The following is an 18,104-nucleotide window of genomic DNA, read 5'->3' on the forward strand; positions in this document are numbered from 1 at the left end:
GGATGCCATGGGGGGGATCTTTCCGATGGGCGCAACCCTGCGCGCGCTGCGCGCCCTCGTCCTGCTGTCCGGCTTCTACCTGGTCAGCCTCGTCCTGCTGGCGGCGCTGGCCGGTGCCGACATCGCCCTGTTCCACTGGGGACTGCACGGCTTCGCGGCCATCAAGATCACCATCGTCACGGTGCTGCTGGCCGTACCCGTCGTGCGCGGCATGTTCATGCTGCGCGTCCCCCCGGCCGACGACCCCGCCGCCGTCGAGGTGGGCGAGGCCGACGAGCCCCGGCTGTGGGCGCTGGTGCGCGAGGTGGCCGACGCGAGCGGCGGCCACGCCCCCGCCCGCATCCTGCTCACCCCCGAGGTGAACGCCTCCGTACGCGAGGACGCGCGGCTGCTCGGCCTGCGCCCCGGCCCGCACACCCTCACCCTCGGCGTGCCGCTGCTGACCGGGCTGAGCGAGGCCCAGCTGCGTGCCGTCCTCGGCCACGAGTACGGACACTTCACCGCGGGCGACACCCGGCTGTCCGCGATCGTGGTGCGCGGCCGGGCGCAGATCAGCCGGGTCGTCGAGCAGTTCCACGCCACCGCCGACGGCAAGGTGGCCGACGAGCGCGAGCGCCAGGAGCGGACCGCCGCCAAGCGGATCGCCAAGGGCAAGAAAGCCCGCGAGGTGGACACCCGGCACACCGGCGCGCTGTACCGGGGGATGGCGCGGCTCTACACCTGGTACGCGGGGCTCTGTCTGCGCGCCTCACTCAGCACCGCGCGCGGGCAGGAGTTCGCGGCCGACCTGGCCGCCGTCCGGATCGCCGGACGCGACGTCACCGCCTCGGCGCTCCGCGAGATCCCGGTCCTCGTGGCCGCCCACGGCTTCTACCTCGAGACGTACGCGACCCTCGGCCTGCCCGCCCGTACGCTGCCGCCGCGCGGTCAGTTCTTCGGCGGGTTCCGCGAGTTCCTGGCGGCGCGCTCCGCCGGGCTGGAGAAACTGCGCGCCGGGCTGCCCGAAGAGCCGGAGTCCCGGTACGACTCCCACCCGCCGATGGCCGAGCGGGTGCGCCGTATCGAGACGCTGCCCGCCGACGGACGCCGCTCCGAGGGCGACGGGCCCGCCCTGGCCCTGCTCACCGACCCGGAGCACGCCCTGACGGCGCTGGAGGAGGCCGCCCTGACGGTGGAGGCGCTGGGCTTCCGGCGCACCGCCGACTGGCCGGAGCTGCTGAACGTCGCCATGGCCGAGGGCATCACCACCGCGCAGACCCCGCTGCACCGCGCGCTGACCGCCTACATCGGACGCCCCACGACCCTCGCGGATCTGCTCGACGCCATCGACGAGGGCCGCCTGTGGCGCGTGGCCGAGCGGCTGCCGCTGTCCAAGGAGGCGTCCGCGGCGAAGGGACGGGCGTTCCGCCAGTTCGTGCGGCCCGCGCTGGGTGACTCGCTGCGCACGATGGTGCTGGCCGAGTTCAGCGCGCGTTCGCTGCTGAGCTGGGAGTTCTCCTGGTCGCGCCCGGCCACCGTACGGCTGCCCGGCACGACCGACGGCGCCGGGGCGAGCCCCGAGGACGCGATGGAGGCGGCCCTGGACGCGGCCCTGGCCGACGTGCCGGACACCGCCCCGCTGCGCGCCCTGCTCCCGCCGACGGTCGTCCAGCCCGTCTGAGCGACCGAACCGCCGACCACCCCCCGACCCGAACGGACCCCGCCCGCACATGACCGTCCTGCTCTGGATACTGGCCGTCCTGGCACTTCCCTTCGTGCTCTTCGCCGCCTGGCTGGCCAAGGTGTTCCTGAAGGAGTTCTTCTCCGGCAACGCGGAGGCCGCCGTCGCCGCCGACGAGGCCGAGGCGACCGCCTCCGCGAAGGCCGCCGCCTCGGCAGCGCTCGGCCTGCTGCCCGCCGAGCGGCAGAACACCGACTCGGCCGGCCCGCCGACCCCCGAGACGGCCGCCGCGCTCGCCGGGGTCCGGGGCGGCGACTGGCGCCCCGCCGCCGACCTGATGGCGGCCGTCGGCCGGGACTGGGAGCGCCGGTCGCTGCTCACGTTCCGGCTGGCCGACAAGGCGGCCGACGACGACGCCTGGCTGCTGGCCTGGGAGGCCGAGCGCCCCGAGGACCCGGACGCGGCCGTGGTCCGGGCCCGCAGCGCGGTGATCCTGGCCTGGCGGGTGCGGGGCGCCAAGCGGGCGCAGTACACCACGCACGAGCAGTTCGAGGGGTTCCACCGCACGCTGCTCGAGGCCCGCGAGGAGGTCGCGCGGGCGGCGGCGCTCAACCCGGACGACCCGACGCCGCACGTCGCGGAGATCTGGCTGGCGCTCGGCCTCGGTTACCCCAACGCCAAGATGGACGATCTGTGGACCGAGATCACGGCCCGCGCCCCGCACCACTACGAGGCGCACTTCTCGGCCCTGCAGTACTGGTGCGCCAAGTGGCGCGGCTCGGAGCGGCTGGCGACCGAGTTCGCCGAGCGGGCCGCCGCCGCGGCGCCTGCCGGGAGCCTGCTGACGGCGCTGCCGCTGATCGCGCACTTCGAGCACGACGACTCCGACGACACCACCGCCGACAACACCCCGGTGATGGTGGCGCGGGTGGAGGCGGCCCTGAAGGACGCGGCCGCAGCCGACCCGGCGCACCCGCGCCTGCCGGAGCTGCGCCACCTGCTCGCCTACTACCTGCACCTCCAGGGCCGCGACGAGGCGGCCGTGGAGCACTTCCGGCTGGTCGACGGCCATGTGGACGCGCTGCCGTGGCGGTACCGGAACAACAAGGCGGCGTACTTCTGCCAGGTCCGCGACAGAGCCGTACTGGAGGCCCGGCGGACCGCGGGCTGAACGGAATTCCAGCGGCACGCGAGCCGTTGTACAAGATGCAAGTCCGCACCCGAGACCGACCAGGGAGACCTCATGCTCTTCGGCCGCACACCGCAGTTGCCCACCCCGGAGCAGGCGCTCACGGGGCGGGACGCGCCCGCCTTCGAGGTCCCCGCCCGGCACACTGTTCTGGGCAACCAGCTCAGCGGCCCCTACCCCGAGGGGCTTGAGGTCGCCGACTTCGGGCTGGGGTGCTTCTGGGGCGCGGAGCGCAAGTTCTGGCAGCTTCCGGCGGGGATCTACACCACGCTGGTGGGCTACCAGGGCGGCTTCACCGAGAACCCCACCTACGAGGAGGCATGCTCGGGCCTGACCGGCCACACCGAGGCGGTCCGCGTGGTCTACGACCCCGAGGTCATCTCGTACGAGCAGTTGCTGAAGACCTTCTGGGAGTCCCACGACCCCACGCAGGGCTTCCGACAGGGCAATGACGTGGGCACCCAGTACCGCTCCGCGATCTACACCCACACCCCGGAGCAGGCGGCCGCCGCCGAGGCGTCCCGTGCCGCGTACCAGAAGGTGCTCACCGGCTCCGGGCACGGCACGATCACCACGGAGATCCTCCCGGCCGAGGGGCGCCCGTTCTACCCGGCCGAGCCGTACCACCAGCAGTACCTGGACAAGAACCCCGCCGGGTACTGCGGCATCGGCGGCACGGGCGTCTCCTGCCCGATCGGCGTCGCCCCCGCTCAGGGCTGAGCGCACACGAGAACGGGCCGCCCGGCCGGAGCCGGGCGGCCCTTCTCATGGCTGATACCTGGCGTCAGATCGTCGCCGTGTCGATGACGAAGCGGTAGCGCACATCGCTGGCCGTGACGCGGTCGTACGCGGCGTTGATCTCGTCCGCGCCGATCAGCTCGATCTCGGCGCCCACGCCGTGCTCGGCGCAGAAGTCCAGCATCTCCTGGGTCTCGGCGATGCCGCCGATGCCGGAGCTGGAGATGCTGCGGCGCTGGCCGAACATCGACTGGAGGGTGATCTGCACCGGCTCCTCGGGCAGGCCCACGTTGACCAGGGTGCCGTCGGTGCGCAGCAGGGACACGTACTCGGCGAAGTCGAGCGGGGCCGAGACGGTGTTCAGGATGACGTCGAAGGTGCCCGCCAGCTCCTCGAAGGTCTTCGGGTCGCTGGTGGCGTAGTAGTGGTCGGCGCCGAGCCGCAGCCCGTCGTCCTTCTTGCGCAGGGACTGCGAGAGCACGGTGACCTCGGCGCCCAGCGCGTGCGCGATCTTCACGCCGACGTGCCCGAGCCCGCCGAGGCCGACCACGGCGACCTTCTTGCCGGGGCCGACACCCCAGTGCTTGAGCGGGGAGTACGTGGTGATGCCCGCGCACAGCAGCGGCGCGGCCACGTCCAGGGAGAGGCCGTCGGGGATGCGGACGACGAAGTCGTCGTTCACCACGACGCTCTCGGAGTAGCCGCCGTAGGTGGGCTCGCCCTGCTTGTCGGTGTCGTTGTAGGTGAGGGTGGGGCCGCCGCCGGTGCAGTACTGCTCCAGGCCGGCCTTGCAGTTGTCGCACTCGCGGCAGGAGTCGACCATGCAGCCGACGCCCACCCGGTCGCCGACGGCGAACTTGGTGACCTTCGGGCCGACCTCGCTGACGACACCCGCGATCTCATGGCCGGGGACCATCGGGAAGATGCCCTCGGCCCAGCCGTCGCGGGCCTGGTGGATGTCGGAGTGGCAGATCCCCGCGAACTTGATGTCGATCAGGACGTCGTGGTCGCCGACCGGCCGCCGCTCGATCGTGGTCCGCTCCAGGGGCGCCTTGGCGGCGGGCGCGGCGTACGCAGCAACAGTGGTCATGCCGGGGTTCTCCTCAACTTCGTGGTGGCCCGGACACGGTTTCGACCGGGCACTCCCCCAGAGTGCCCCCATCCCGCGTCCCCACCCAGGCCACGCCTTTTCGTACGACCGGTGTGCCTACCACTGGGAGGGACAGGCTCCGGCGCGTACGACCCGGCGGGGCCCTCGATACTTGAGGCATGGACGAACAGCCGGAGACGGCCGCGAGCCGCCCGCTGGACCGGCGGGCCGAGCTGAGCGAGTTCCTGCGCAGCCGCCGGGCCCGGCTCAAGCCGGAGGACGTGGGACTGCCCGAGTTCGGCCGGCGCCGCCGGGTGCCGGGGCTGCGCCGCGAGGAGCTGGCGCAGCTGGCCGGGGTGTCGGTGGCGTACTACACGCGGCTGGAGCAGGGCAACGGGCGGAACGTGTCGGCGGAGGTGCTGGACTCCATCGCCCGCGCGCTGCGCCTGACCGACGCCGAGCACGCGCATCTGACCCATCTGGCCAAGCCCGCGCCACACAAGAAGCGGCCGCAGGCCCGCCGACCGCAGGTGCGGCCCACGCTGCAGCATCTGCTGGACTCGATGGACGCGGTACCGGCGTACATCGCGGGGCGGCGCACGGAGATCCTGGCCTGGAACCGGATGGCGACCGCGCTGTTCGGCGACTGGGCGGGCCTGCCGCCCGAGGACCGCACCTGGGCCCGGCTGGTGTTCCTCTGCCCGGAGTACCGCGAGCTGTTCATCGACTGGGAGCAGAAGGCGATCGACATCGTCTGCGGGCTGCGGATGGACGCCGGACGCTTCCCGGACGACGCCCGGCTGGCCGCGCTGGTCGGTGAACTCTCCGTCAAGAGCGAGGAGTTCCGCCGCCTGTGGGCCACGCACGACGTGAAGGAGCAGTTCTACGGCGTGAAGCGGCTGCGGCATCCGCTGGTCGGTGAACTCGCCCTGAGCTTCGAGGGGTTGCGGTTGACGGGCGACGCGGACCTCAACCTGATCGTCTACCACGCCGAACCGGGCTCCGCCTCGGCCGAGTCCCTGCGCCTGCTGGCGAGTTGGGGCGCGGCGGCGGTACCGACGCTCTGAGACGGAAGTGCCGCCCCTCACCAGGAGGGGCGGCACTCGTGCGCTCAGGGGGTCCAACGGGCGATCAGACGGCCGAACCGGCCTTCCACTGCGCCCAGTCCATGTTCCAGCCGTTCAGGCCGTTGTCGGGGGCGACGGTCTTGTCACCGGTGTTCTTGATGACCACGACGTCACCGACGAGGGAGTGGTTGAACACCCAGGCGGCCGGGGTGTTCGGGTCCTTGGCGCCCTTGGTGTCGGACAGGCCCACACAGCCGTGGCTGGTGTTCTCACTGCCGAAGATGGACTTGGCGCCCCAGTAGTTGCCGTGCAGGAAGGTGCCGGAGCCGGTGAGGCGGATGGCGTGCGGCACGTCCTTGATGTCGTACTCGCCCTTGCCGTCGTCGTCGGTGAAGCCGACGGTCGCGCCGTTCATCCGGGTCTGCTCGAACTTCTCGGACATGACCATGGTCCCGGCGTACGTCTTGTTCTCCGGGGAACCGGCCGAGATCGGTATCGTCTTGACGACCTTGCCGTCCTGCGTGATCTTCATCTGCTTGGTCTTCGCGTCGACGTACGAGACCTGGTTGCGGCCGACGTGGAAGGTGACCGTCTTCTGCTGGACGCCGTAGACGCCGTCGGCGCCCTCGACACCGTCGAGCGACAGCTTCAGCGTGACGGTGGAGTTCTCCTTCCAGTACGTCTCCGGGCGGAAGTCGATCCGGTTGGCGTTGAACCAGTGGCCGACGACCTCCTGGCCGCTGCTGGAGGAGACGGTGATCCCCTTCTGCACAGCGGCCTTGTCGGTGATCGCCTTGTCGAAGTTGATCGACACGGGCATGCCCACCCCGACGGTGCTGCCGTTGTCCGGGGTGAAGTTGCCTATGAAGCTGTTGGTCGGGGAGACCGTGGTGAAGGAGGCGTTCTCGTGGGCCACGCGGCCCTCGGAGTCCTTGGCCTCGGCGGCGAGCTTGTAGGTCGTCGACCGGTCCAACTGCGCGGTCGGCTTCCAGCTGAGCTTGTCGGCGGAGAGCGTGCCGTCGACCGGCTTGCCGTCCGCGGTGGTCATGCTCACGCCGGTCAGGGTGCCCTTGGCGACCTTGACCGCGGCCGAGTTGTTGATGGAGGCGTTGTTCGAGCCGTCCTTCGGCGTGATCGTGATCTGAGCCTCGGACGACTTCTGCGCCGCCGCCTCGTCGGCCTGCGCCTGCGAGCTCTCACCGCCGTCGGACGCGTTGGCGTCACCGCCACCGGAACAGCCCGTGAGCACGAGCACGCCACCGAGCAGAGCGGACGCGACCGTCAGGCCGTTGCGCCGCTTACTGTCCGTCATCACACGCTTCTCCATCGTTGCCGAATCCGCCAGAACCCCGAGAGTCCCCGTTGAAATCTTTCAACGCCACGGCCACGCCTTCCCGTTCCCCGTACGGGGGTTGTGTGGGAAACGCCACGTCCCCTGCCGGGACGGGCTGTGCGCGGCACTCCGTGCGCCACTTGTCAGACGTGAAAACCCGGACGGCGGTTGCCGTCCGGGTGATGCGTGCCCCGAATCCCGCGGCCGATGCCGCCCGGTCTACCGCTCGTTCTCGCCGTCCGGCTCCTCGCCGTCCGCCTCATCATCCTCATATAGGTCCCAATCGGTCGAATCCGCGTCGTACGCGGACCGCTCGCTGGACCAGGAGGCTTGCTGGAGTTCCACTCCGGGCACCTCGCTGACCAGGTCGAACGGGTCGACGAGATAGGCCAGCGCCTCGGCGGTGTCTTCCGTCACAGCGCCCTCGGCCTGCGCCCGCTCCGCGTCGGGGAGCTCCGGGTCGGTGGCGATGCGGCGCAGCGCGGCCTTGGTCAGCTCGTCGTCGTCGAGCACCTCCAGGACCAGCTCCACCCGAAGACGTACAAAACGTGATGTCTCTTCAGCGTCCATGGGGCGAGCCTAGAACCGAAACCTGTCGTGACTTTCCTGTGACCCGCGATTTTCACTAACATCGCTCCACACGGCCAATTCACCAGCGTCACAAGGGGGATCGATACTCCGTGGCATTCGCTCGCCGTCCGTTGATGACCGCCACCGCCGCGGGCACTCTGCTGTGCGCCCTGTGGTTCGTCCCGTCCGCCAACGCCTCGCAGGAGGGCCCCACGACGGGCTCGACGGCCGCCGGTACCGCGGTCTCCGGGGCGGCGGACTCCGGCAGCCCGGACTCGGGGATCACCGAGCAGGTCACCACGGTGTCCGGCCTGGCCGGTCGGACCGCGTCCGATACGACGCGGCTGGCGGACACGGGAAGCTTCGACACCACGCCGTACGTGGTCTCCGGCACCCTGTTCCTCGCCGTGGGCGCGGGCTTCGTGGTGTATTCGGTGCGCCGGGAGCGGCTGGAGTTCTGAAAAGCTCCAAAAAGGGGCCCCACCCGTAGGTGAGGCCCCTTACGTGGCGGCTAGCGCAGCGGTCCGGTGACCGTCTCGGCGGCCGCCACCAGCCCGCCCCCGCGCACGAAGGCGTCGGCGGCGGCCAGGTCGGGCGCGAGGAACCGGTCCGGGCCCGGACCGCCCACCCCGGCCGCCCGCGCGGCCTCGATCACCGCGCGCGAGGCGGGCGCGGGCTCCAGCCCCTCCCGCAGCTCGACGGCACGCGCGGCCGCGTACAGCTCGATGGCGATGACCCGGGTGAGGTTGTCCACGGCGGTCCGCAGCTTGCGCGCGGCCGACCAGCCCATCGAGACGTGGTCCTCCTGCATGGCGGAGGACGGGATGGAGTCGGCGGAGGCCGGTACGGCGAGCCGCTTCAGCTCGCTGACCAGCGCGGCCTGCGTGTACTGGGCGATCATCAGACCGGAGTCCACGCCCGCGTCGTCCGCGAGGAACGGCGGCAGCCCGTGGCTGCGGTTCTTGTCCAGCAGCCGGTCGGTGCGGCGCTCGGCGATGGAGCCGAGGTCGGCGGCGGCGATGGCCAGGAAGTCCAGGACGTAGGCGACCGGGGCGCCGTGGAAGTTGCCGTTGGACTCGACCCGCCCGTCGGGCAGCACCACCGGGTTGTCGACGGCGGCGGCCAGCTCGCGTTCGGCGACCAGGCGGGCGTGCGCCAGGGTGTCGCGTCCGGCACCGGCGACCTGCGGGGCGCAGCGCACCGAGTAGGCGTCCTGGACGCGGGGCGCGTCGTCCTGGTGGTGCCCGGTGAGCTGGGAGCCCTTGAGCACGGCGAGCATGTTGGCGGCGGAGGCGGCCTGGCCGAGGTGCGGGCGGATGGCGTGCAGTTCGGGCGCGAGGACCTTGTCCGTGCCGAGCAGGCCCTCCAGGCTGAGGGCGGCGGTGATGTCGGCCGACGTGTAGAGGGAGTCGAGGTCCGCGAGGGCCATGAGCAGCATGCCGAGCATGCCGTCGGTGCCGTTCAGGAGGGCCAGGCCCTCCTTCTCGCGCAGCTCGACCGGCTCGATGCCGTGCTCGCGCAGCAGCTCACCGGCCGGGCGTACGGTCCCGTCGGGGCCCTCGGCGTCGCCCTCGCCCATCAGGGCCAGCGCGCAGTGCGAGAGCGGGGCGAGGTCGCCGGAGCAGCCGAGGGAGCCGTACTCGTGCACGACCGGGGTGATCCCTGCGTTGAGCAGGTCCGCCATGGTCTGCGCGACCTCGGGGCGTACGCCGGTGTGCCCGGAGCAGACCGTCTTCAGGCGCAGGAACATCAGCGCGCGGACGACCTCGCGCTCGACGCGCGGTCCCATGCCGGCCGCGTGCGAGCGGACGATGTTGCGCTGGAGCTGCGCCCGCAGCTCGGGGCTGATGTGCCGGGTCGCCAGGGCGCCGAAGCCGGTGGAGACGCCGTAGACCGGATCGGGTTTGGCGGCCAGCGCCTCCACGATCTCGCGGGCCGCGGCGAGCGCGGCCACGGCCTCCTCCGACAGCTCCACGCGGGCACCGGCGCGCGCGACGGCGAGGACGTCGTGCGCGGTGACACCGGTGGTCCCCACCACCACAGAGTGCATATCCATATTCAGGAGCGTACGCATTGAATGCGGCGGTGTCACTAGTGGATCGCGTCCGCACCCCTTACCGGCCGCGGGCTCGGCGGCCCCGGAAGCGGCGGCGCTCGTTCTTCGCGGGCGGCGGCGTCTCGTCCGCCAGCCGCACCACCGGGTCGTCCGGACCCTCCCGCCCGGCCACCACCGGCAGGTCCGCGCGCTCCGCCTTGGCCCGGTACTGCGCGGCGTCGGCCAGCCGGAACAGCCGCCGGGCGTCGTGCACCGGCCCGATGTCGTGCCCGGTGGACGCGACCCCGCAGGCCACCCCCTCGCCCAGCTCCAGCGCACCGGCCCGGCGGCACAGCTCCCCGGCCGCCCCGACCACGTCCTCGGCCGACGGCCCGAGCGCCAGCAGACAGAACTCGTCCCCGCCGAGCCGCGCCGCGAGCGCGCCCGGCAGCATCGCCCCGCACAGCGACAGCACCGACCCGAACCGCTCCAGCAGCCGGTCCCCCACCTCGTGCCCCTGGGTGTCGTTGACCTTCTTCAGCCCGTTCAGATCGCAGACGACGAGGCTGACCACCGCCCCGTCCACCCGGTGCTGCGCCACCGCCTCCTCCAGCCGTACGTCCACCGCGCGGCGGTTGGCCAGGCCGGTGAGGGCGTCGGTGAAGGCGAGGCGGCGGACCTCCTCCAGCCGCTCGGTCTGCGCCAGCCCGGCCGCGACGACGGCGGCCAGCACGGTGGCGAAGTCGGCGTCCCCCCGGTCGAAGACCGGCACCCCGGCCGCGCGGGCCACGTACAGCTCGCCCCAGGCCCGGCCGTGCAGCACCACGGGCGCGACCACACAGCAGCCCCGACCCCGACGGCGCAGGGCGGCGACCCGCTGGTGGATGTAGCCGGGGGTGCCCGCGGCCGGACCCCGCGCGGTCTCCACCCAGGCGTTGGGGCCGCCGCCCCCGGCCCAGCGTTCGTGCAGGAACTCGGTGATCTCCGGGAACTGGTGGACCGGGTACGCCTCCAGCTCCGGGAACTCCTCCTCGTCCTCGGCACGCCTGCCGACGTTCACCAGGACCCTGAGCCGCCCCCGCTCCCGCTCCCACACCGACAGCGCGGCGAAGTTACCGGCCAGCGCCCGGCAGGCCCCGAGCGCCGCCGCCCGCCAGGACTCCGGCGCGGTGTGCGCGGCCGCCATCCCCTGCGCCAGCCCCACCACGGCAGCGAGCCGATCATCCTCTCCCATCACCCCAGGTTAGGGACGAATGGGCACATCAGGGGCATCGGCACGGGCGATCAGGTGGTCACCGCGGGCTCACTCGCCCGGCCACTCGGGGGCACGCTTCTCGTTGAAGGCGGCGACGCCCTCGGCGCGGTCGCCGGAGAAGGCCGTGGCCCGCCAGGCCGCGTCCTCGACCTCCAGCCCGGCCCGCAGGTCCAGGCCCTGGCCCAGGCGGAGGGCGCGCTTGGCGGAACGGAGGCCCACCGGGGAGTTCTTCGCGATCCTCGCGGCCAGCGCGAGCGCGTCCTCGCGGTCCTGGCCCGCCTCGGTGAGCTGGTCGACCAGTCCGAGCGCGGCCGCCTCCGGCGCGTCCAGCCTGCGGGCCGTGAAGATCAGCTCGGCCGCGCGCGCCGCGCCGACCCGCCTGGGCAGCAGCTGCGTACCGCCGCCGCCCGGGATCACGCCCACCGACACCTCGGGCAGCCCCACCACGGCCGTCGCGTCGGCCACGATCAGGTCGCAGGCCAGCGCCAGTTCGAAGCCGCCGCCGAGGGCGAAGCCGTGCACCGCCGCGATGACCGGCATCGGCAGCTCCAGCACCCCGGTGTACGCCCCGCGCGCCACCGGGCGCTGCCGGACCAGGTCCGCGTCGCTGAACGAGTTCCGCTCCTTCAGGTCCGCGCCGACACAGAACGCGCGTTCACTGGAGGACGTCAGTACGACCACCCGGGCATCCCGGTCCGCACCCAGCGCCGTGCAGGCCGCCGCGAGCGAACGGGCCATCTCCGTCGACACGGCGTTCATGGCCTTCGGCCGGTCCAGCACCAGTTCGGCCACGTGGCCGTGCCTGCGCACCAGCACGAACTCCCCGTACCGCTCCTCGCCCATGCCATCCTCCGGTTAACGCGGGTTAACACACTGTCGGCCCGATCATCGCAGCAGGACCGGTCCCCGGAAAAGAGCGGTGCCCACCCGTTCGGGTGATGGCCCCGCCGACCCGGCCCGGACCACCCACACGAGCGCATAACGTCCCCCACGGCTGACGCGCCCGGCGGCGCGCGGCGGGGAGGAGCGGAGCCCATGACACCCAGACAGCGGAAGCCCGCGACGCCTCCACCCCGGCCCCCTGCCGAATCGGTTCCTCTGACGTCCCCGACCCGCATCCCAACAGACCCGACCAAGCCACCGGGGATGTCGTTCCTGGTGCGGACGGGGGGTGGGCGGGGGGTGCCGGTGGGGGGCGGCCGGCCGCAGGCCGGGAGGGGGTCGACTCCGGGTGCCGAGGCGGATGGCGCCGAGGGGCGGCCGGGGGCGACTTGGGCCGAGGCTGAGGGGCGGTCCAGCGCTGGGAGGCGAACGGCTGCGGGGACCGGGCGGGGCGCCGACGCGCGGGCGGGCGCGGCTGCGGAGGCACGGCGGGCCGGGGCGGAAGTCCAGCACCAGGCCGGGCGGGAAGCGGCTCCCGGGGCCGGGCAACCTGGCGCCGACGCGGGGGCGGGCACTGCTGCGGAGGCGCAGCGAGCCGGGGTGGAGAGCCAGCGTCCGGCCGGGCGGGAAGCGGCTCCCGTAGCCGGGCAACCCGGCACTACCTCGCGGGCGGGCACTGCTGCTGAGGCTCGGCGGGCCGGGGTGGAAAGCCAGCGTCCGGCCGGGCGGGAAGCGGCTCCACGGGCCGGGCAACGCGGCACCAACACCCGCGCGGGGGCGGCCATGGGGGCACAACGGGCCGGTACGGAAAGCCAGCCCCAGCCCGAGAGGAAAACGGCTCCCCAGGCCGGGCAACGCGGCGCTGAAGCTCGGGCAGGCGCGACTGCCGAGATGCGGCGCGCTGGGGCAGAAGGCCCGGGAAGGGAAGCGGCCACCGGGACTGGGCAATGCGGCACCAACGCGCGAGCGGAGGCACCGCTAGCCGGGGCGGCCAGCCAGCCCCAGTCCGGAAGGAAATCGGCTGCCGTCACCGACGCGCGGGCGGGCGCGGCTGCGGAGGCATGGCGGGCCGGGGCGGCCAGCCAGCCCCCGCCCGGGAGGGAAGCCGCTGCGGGGGCCACGCGGCCGGAGGCTGAGAGCCGTCCGCAGACGGGCGCCCGAGGGAGGCGGGGCGGGGCCGGGCCGAGCGGCGGGGTTGGTCAGGCGGAGGTAGCCGGTCGTCGGTCGCGGGCGGGCTCTCGCGCGGAAGTGAGTGCCGCTGCCGCAGCCTCGACGGCGGCCCTCCCTCCACTCCCCGTAACCGCGTCGGGGCGCGGTCGGCACAGGCGGAGGCGGCGGGTCGTGCTGCTCGTGGCGGCGGCAGCCGTACTCGGGGTCGCGGTGCTGAGCTTCGTGCGGATCGCGCCGGACGCCGGGCCCGGTACCGCCGAGGCGGAACCCCGGCGGACGTCGAGACTGGGCGTCGAACCGTCCCCGGGCGTCTCCGCGACCGTCGTCGCCATACCGTCGGCCTCGCCCGTGAGGGCCTCCGCCACGAAGTCCACGCCTCCCACCCCCAGCAGCCCGGTCGACATCAGCGCCGAGGCGACGCCCACGCGCCCGACCGAGACCCCGCCGCCCCTCGCCACCTCAGACGCACCACGGCCCACAGCGGCCACACCGCACACCACCGAGCCCGAGCCACCGGCCAAGTCCGCACCCGCACCCACCCCCACCCCGACCAGCACGCCACCCCCGCCGGACAAGCAGGGCGTCTGCGTGCCCGTACTGGGCCTCTGCCTGGAACTGCGGGGCCGCTAGGGCCTGTCCGGCGGATCATGGCGCGGACGCGGGGTGGCAGATCGGCACCGCTGATTCCCCGCACCCTGATCCGCCGGACAGGCCCAGGGCTCAGTTCGTGTCGTCCCGGCGGGCCAGCAGCCAGGGCTCGACCATGCCCAGGCCGCGCACCGAGCGCTGCCACATCGGTTGAAGGGCGAAACGGTACTGCGGGGGCTCCTCGCCCTCCTTCTCGGCGGTGGCGACGGCCTCCGCCGCGTCCGCCTCCGAGGCGGGCGCCAGACCGGCGCGGATCAGCTCCTCCGCGAAGGCGCTGTCGACCAGCACGGCGTCGCGCGGCGCGATCGAGGTCAGCCGGGAGGCGAGGTTCACGGTCGTGCCGAACACGTCGCCCATCCGCGTGGTCACCGTGCCCAACGCCATACCGACCCGCAGTTCGGGCATCGTCTCGTCGTTGGACAGCGTCTCGACCAGGCGGAGGGCGATGTCGGCGGCGGTGGCCGCGTCGTCGGCGACGTACAGCACCTCGTCGCCGAGGGTCTTGATGAGGCGGCCGCCGCGCGCGGCCACCAGGTCGGCGGCGGTCGTCTCGAACGCCTCGACCAGCTCGCCCAGTTCCTCCTCCTCCATCCGGCGGGTGAGCCGGGTGAAGCCGACGAGGTCGGCGAAGGCGACGGCGAGACGCCGGTCGACCATCTCCTCGTCGTCCACGTTCTGCACGACACGCCCGGCGGACGCGGCGAGCTGGCGGCGCCAGACGTAGACGAGGAACTCCTCCAGCTCGGGCAGGAGCAGTTCGATGATCGGGTACGTGACCTCGGTACGGGTCATGCCCGGCTCGGGGGGCTCGGTCAGGCCCTCCAGGAAGGAATCGATCTGCCATTCGGCCAACCGGGCGGTGGTCTGCCCGGTGGAGCGGGCCACCTGCACCGCCATGGCCTCGCTGAGCAGCCCCGCCTCGACCAGACCGGCGAGCCTGCGCAGGGCGAGGACGTCGGCCTCGGTGAGCGCCTTGGCCTGGCCGATGTCGGCGAAGCCCATGGCCCGCCAGAAACGGGACGCCAGCTCCATGGAGACACCGGCGCTGCGGGCGGCCTGGAAGGGGGTGTAGCGGCGCTCGGCGCCGAGGATCAGCTGTTCGAGGCGGAGGGCGAGCGGGTCGTCGCCGGGGTCGGGGGCATCGGGGTCCACCCGGCCCTCCGCGCCCGCGCCGGAGCCCGTGTCGTCGACGCTCACGCCTGCTGCCCTTCCGATCTGCCGCGGTCAGGTACCGACCGGCCTCAACTCTACGGCAGGTGTGCGCCAGCTCACTCCGCCGGGACCGCCCACCCGGACGCACCTTCCACCCCCCGGAAGCACCGCCCAGCGCGCACGGCGCACGACGGGAGCGCGGCCCGCCGCCCCCACGCCCCTCTGCCCACTTTCCCCGGCCGGGAACGCCCGCCTCACCGGCCGGGGAACGCCCGCGACGCCCCGCTCGGGCGCCTCACGCCGGGCGCAGATGCACGATGTCCCCCGCCCCGACGGCCTCCCGCTTCCCCTCCGCCGTGGCGATCACCAGCCGCCCGTCGCCGTCGATCGCCACCGCCTCTCCCACCAGCGCCCGATCGCCCGGCAGCTCCGCGCGGACCTGGCGGCCGAGGGTGGCGCAGCCCGCCGCGTAGGTCTCCTGGAGGGTGCTCTCGACCGGGTCACCGGCGGCCGCGCGCCAGCGGTCGTACCAGGTCTCCAGGGAGCGGAGCACGGAGCGGAGCAGCGTGTCGCGGTCCGTGCTGACGGCGTTGGCGAGGGCCAGGGAGCCCGCCTGGGGGACGGGGAGTTCGTCGGCGCGCAGGGTGACGTTGAGGCCGACGCCGACGACCACGCCGTCCTCCCCCGCCCGCTCGGCCAGGATGCCGCCCGCCTTGCGCTCCTCGCCGCCGATGGTGACCAGCAGGTCGTTCGGCCACTTCAGGGCGGTGTCGACACCGGCCGCGCGGGCCAGGCCGGTGGCGACCGCGACGCCGGTCAGCAGCGGCAGCCAGCCCCAGCGCTCCAACGGCACCTCGGCGGGGCGCAGCAGCACGGAGAAGAAGAGCCCCGAGCGCGGCGGGGCCGTCCAGCGCCGGTCCAGCCGTCCGCGTCCCGCCGTCTGCTCCTCGGCGACCAGCACCGCGCCCTCCGCGGCCGTACCGGCGGACGCGCGGGCGACGAGGTCGGAGTTGGTGGAGCCGGTGCGCTGGAGCACCTCGACCGAGGACCACAGGCCGCCCTCCCGGAGGAGCGCGCGGCGCAGCGCGGTCGCGTCGAGCGGCGGGCGGTCGAGGTCGGACCAGCGGCTGGGCCCTGAGGCATTGTGCGGCGTCATGCAAGTAACCCTAGGTGTGGGAAAGACCGCACTCCTGGGAGACGGGCCCCGCACTACGCTACGGATGAGTAATCGTCCCCCCTTTTGAGCAGGCAGGGAGCCGCATCCCGATGTCCGAGCCGGAAGAGCGTCACGACACCGACATCCACACGACCGCCGGGAAGCTCGCGGATCTCCAGCGGCGCATCCACGAGGCGACGCACGCCGGTTCGGAACGCGCGGTGGAGAAGCAGCACGCCAAGGGCAAACTGACGGCGCGTGAGCGCATCGAACTCCTCCTGGACGACGACTCGTTCGTCGAGCTGGACGAGTTCGCCCGTCACCGGTCCACCAACTTCGGCCTGGAGGCGAACCGTCCGTACGGCGACGGTGTCGTCTCCGGGTACGGCACGGTGGACGGCCGTCCGGTGGCCGTGTTCTCGCAGGACTTCACCGTCTTCGGTGGCGCCCTCGGCGAGGTGTACGGCCAGAAGATCGTCAAGGTCATGGACTTCGCGCTGAAGACCGGCTGCCCGGTCATCGGCATCAACGACTCCGGCGGCGCCCGCATCCAGGAGGGGGTCGCCTCCCTGGGCGCGTACGGCGAGATCTTCCGCCGCAACACCCACGCCTCCGGGGTGATCCCGCAGATCAGCCTGGTCGTCGGCCCGTGCGCGGGCGGCGCGGTCTACTCCCCCGCGATCACCGACTTCACGGTGATGGTGGACAAGACCAGCCACATGTTCATCACCGGCCCCGACGTGATCAAGACGGTCACCGGTGAGGACGTCGGCTTCGAGGAACTGGGCGGCGCGCGCACCCACAACACCAACTCCGGTGTGGCCCACCACATGGCGGGCGACGAGAAGGACGCCATCGAGTACGTCAAGCAGCTGCTGTCGTACCTGCCGTCCAACAACCTCAGCGAAGCCCCGGTCTACCCGGAGGAGGCGGACCTCGCGCTCAGCGACGAGGACCGCGAGCTGGACACCCTCGTGCCGGACAGCGCGAACCAGCCGTACGACATGCACACCGTGCTCGAACACGTCCTGGACGACGGGGAGTTCTTCGAGACGCAGGCCCTGTTCGCGCCGAACATCCTCACCGGTTTCGGCCGGGTGGAGGGGCACCCGGTGGGTCTGGTCGCCAACCAGCCGATGCAGTTCGCGGGGTGCCTGGACATCACGGCGTCCGAGAAGGCCGCCCGGTTCGTGCGCACCTGCGACGCGTTCAACATCCCGGTGCTGACCTTCGTGGACGTGCCCGGCTTCCTGCCGGGTGTGGACCAGGAGCACGACGGCATCATCCGGCGCGGAGCCAAGCTGATCTACGCCTACGCCGAGGCCACCGTCCCGCTGATCACCGTCATCACCCGCAAGGCGTTCGGCGGCGCGTACGACGTGATGGGCTCCAAGCACCTGGGCGCCGACCTCAACCTGGCCTGGCCGACCGCGCAGATCGCGGTGATGGGCGCGCAGGGCGCGGTCAGCATCCTGCACCGCCGCACCATCGCCGAGGCGGAGACGGACGGCACGGGCGAGGAGACGCGGGCGCGGCTGGTCCAGGAGTACGAGGACGCGCTGCTCAACCCGTACGTGGCGGCCGAGCGCGGCTACGTGGACGCGGTGATCATGCCGTCGGACACCCGCGCGCACGTCGTCCGGGGCCTGCGTCAGCTGCGTACGAAGCGGGAATCCCTGCCTCCGAAGAAGCACGGCAACATCCCCCTGTAGGACCGCGCCGACGGGAGCCGTCATGAACATCAAGGTCGTACGAGGCAATCCCACCCCGGAGGAGCTGGCCGCCGCCCTGGCGGTGGTCCGCGCCCGCGCCGTGGCGGCGGCGGAGACGCCGTCCGGCGCGGCGGGGCCGCCGCGGGACGCGTGGTCGGACCCGGCCCGGATCGCGGGCCGCCGCCTGCCCGCGCCGGGCCCGGTGTCCTGGTCCCGCACCTACTGGCCGGGCTGAGCCGGAACCTGAGTACGGGTACTCAGGCGCGCGGGCCGGGCCGCGCCCCACGCTGGAACCATGCTGTGGTCAGACCCGGAGAACGAGCCGCCCGAGGAACTCCGTCACATGGAGGAGAAGCTCAGGCGGCTCGGCCTCTTCATGGCCCTGGCCATGGTGCTGGCGATGATCGTGATCGGACTGAGGTGAGGACAGGTCCGGCGCTAGGCTGA

General features: G+C 72.8%; 17 protein-coding genes. 9 read left to right on the plus strand and 8 right to left on the minus strand.

The genetic code is table 11. The features are described 5' to 3' along the window. Positions 1–25 precede the first annotated feature (25 nt). The 3 genes from ACI2LY_RS11640 (at position 26) to msrA (ending at position 3,569) form a co-directional block, all read left to right on the plus strand. A complete protein-coding gene (locus ACI2LY_RS11640; protein WP_404706991.1) occupies positions 26–1,660 on the plus strand; it encodes a M48 family metalloprotease in 1,635 nt (544 codons plus the stop codon). A gap of 49 nt (positions 1,661–1,709) precedes the next feature. Next, positions 1,710–2,831, plus strand: coding sequence for a hypothetical protein (locus ACI2LY_RS11645; RefSeq protein WP_404706992.1), 1,122 nt, complete (start codon positions 1,710–1,712; stop codon positions 2,829–2,831). Between the two features lie 72 nt (positions 2,832–2,903). Then, positions 2,904–3,569 (plus strand): peptide-methionine (S)-S-oxide reductase MsrA, encoded by a 666-nt coding sequence (msrA, locus tag ACI2LY_RS11650; protein WP_404706993.1) that lies wholly within the window; start codon positions 2,904–2,906, stop codon positions 3,567–3,569. Positions 3,570–3,633: 64 nt separating this feature from the next. Here msrA and ACI2LY_RS11655 read toward each other — a convergent pair whose 3' ends face one another. Further along, the gene (locus ACI2LY_RS11655) at positions 3,634–4,677 is read right to left on the minus strand and encodes an NAD(P)-dependent alcohol dehydrogenase (RefSeq protein WP_404706994.1); all 1,044 of its coding nucleotides are present in this window, start codon (positions 4,675–4,677) and stop codon (positions 3,634–3,636) included. Positions 4,678–4,856: 179 nt separating this feature from the next. Between ACI2LY_RS11655 and ACI2LY_RS11660 the strand changes: the two genes are divergently transcribed. Further along, complete coding sequence (locus tag ACI2LY_RS11660) at positions 4,857–5,744, plus strand: helix-turn-helix domain-containing protein (RefSeq protein ID WP_404706995.1); 888 nt, start codon at positions 4,857–4,859, stop codon at positions 5,742–5,744. Positions 5,745–5,808: 64 nt separating this feature from the next. Here the strand turns inward: ACI2LY_RS11660 and ACI2LY_RS11665 are convergent, their stop codons facing one another. Beyond that, positions 5,809–7,056 (minus strand): Ig-like domain-containing protein, encoded by a 1,248-nt coding sequence (locus tag ACI2LY_RS11665; RefSeq protein WP_404706996.1) that lies wholly within the window; start codon positions 7,054–7,056, stop codon positions 5,809–5,811. Between the two features lie 240 nt (positions 7,057–7,296). Further along, positions 7,297–7,647, minus strand: a complete 351-nt coding sequence (locus ACI2LY_RS11670; protein ID WP_404706997.1) for a hypothetical protein — start codon at positions 7,645–7,647, stop codon at positions 7,297–7,299. A gap of 110 nt (positions 7,648–7,757) precedes the next feature. Between ACI2LY_RS11670 and ACI2LY_RS11675 the strand changes: the two genes are divergently transcribed. Beyond that, positions 7,758–8,108, plus strand: a complete 351-nt coding sequence (locus ACI2LY_RS11675) for a hypothetical protein (protein ID WP_404706998.1) — start codon at positions 7,758–7,760, stop codon at positions 8,106–8,108. A 50-nt stretch (positions 8,109–8,158) separates the two neighbouring features. On the opposite strand, the gene hutH is transcribed toward ACI2LY_RS11675, so the two are convergent. The 3 genes from hutH to ACI2LY_RS11690 all read right to left on the minus strand — a co-directional run bounded on the left by hutH (position 8,159) and on the right by ACI2LY_RS11690 (position 11,780). Then, the gene (gene hutH, locus ACI2LY_RS11680) at positions 8,159–9,697 is read right to left on the minus strand and encodes a histidine ammonia-lyase (RefSeq protein WP_404707314.1); all 1,539 of its coding nucleotides are present in this window, start codon (positions 9,695–9,697) and stop codon (positions 8,159–8,161) included. A gap of 64 nt (positions 9,698–9,761) precedes the next feature. Then, positions 9,762–10,916, minus strand: coding sequence for a diguanylate cyclase domain-containing protein (locus tag ACI2LY_RS11685; RefSeq protein WP_404706999.1), 1,155 nt, complete (start codon positions 10,914–10,916; stop codon positions 9,762–9,764). Positions 10,917–10,985: 69 nt separating this feature from the next. After that, positions 10,986–11,780 carry an enoyl-CoA hydratase/isomerase family protein gene (locus ACI2LY_RS11690; protein WP_404707000.1) on the minus strand — a complete coding sequence of 265 codons (795 nt, stop codon included), beginning with the start codon at positions 11,778–11,780 and terminating at the stop codon, positions 10,986–10,988. Between the two features lie 1,380 nt (positions 11,781–13,160). Here ACI2LY_RS11690 and ACI2LY_RS11695 point away from each other — a divergent pair. Beyond that, positions 13,161–13,619, plus strand: a complete 459-nt coding sequence (locus tag ACI2LY_RS11695; protein ID WP_404707001.1) for a hypothetical protein — start codon at positions 13,161–13,163, stop codon at positions 13,617–13,619. A gap of 90 nt (positions 13,620–13,709) precedes the next feature. Here the strand turns inward: ACI2LY_RS11695 and ACI2LY_RS11700 are convergent, their stop codons facing one another. Next, positions 13,710–14,834 (minus strand): adenylate/guanylate cyclase domain-containing protein, encoded by a 1,125-nt coding sequence (locus ACI2LY_RS11700; protein WP_404707002.1) that lies wholly within the window; start codon positions 14,832–14,834, stop codon positions 13,710–13,712. 250 nt (positions 14,835–15,084) lie between these two features. Further along, positions 15,085–15,945, minus strand: a complete 861-nt coding sequence (locus ACI2LY_RS11705; protein WP_404707003.1) for a biotin--[acetyl-CoA-carboxylase] ligase — start codon at positions 15,943–15,945, stop codon at positions 15,085–15,087. A gap of 110 nt (positions 15,946–16,055) precedes the next feature. Between ACI2LY_RS11705 and ACI2LY_RS11710 the strand changes: the two genes are divergently transcribed. The 3 genes from ACI2LY_RS11710 to mmpB are packed head-to-tail and all read left to right on the plus strand — an operon-like array spanning position 16,056 to position 18,081. Further along, complete coding sequence (locus tag ACI2LY_RS11710; RefSeq protein ID WP_404707004.1) at positions 16,056–17,657, plus strand: acyl-CoA carboxylase subunit beta; 1,602 nt, start codon at positions 16,056–16,058, stop codon at positions 17,655–17,657. Between the two features lie 22 nt (positions 17,658–17,679). After that, positions 17,680–17,892, plus strand: coding sequence for an acyl-CoA carboxylase subunit epsilon (locus tag ACI2LY_RS11715; protein WP_404707005.1), 213 nt, complete (start codon positions 17,680–17,682; stop codon positions 17,890–17,892). Between the two features lie 60 nt (positions 17,893–17,952). Next, positions 17,953–18,081: a morphogenic membrane protein MmpB gene (gene mmpB / locus ACI2LY_RS11720; RefSeq protein WP_086693449.1), complete on the plus strand. Its 129-nt coding sequence runs from the start codon at positions 17,953–17,955 to the stop codon at positions 18,079–18,081. Positions 18,082–18,104 lie beyond the last annotated feature (23 nt).

This window comes from Streptomyces sp. NPDC002176, assembly GCF_044903645.1.
Lineage (GTDB): Bacteria > Actinomycetota > Actinomycetes > Streptomycetales > Streptomycetaceae > Streptomyces.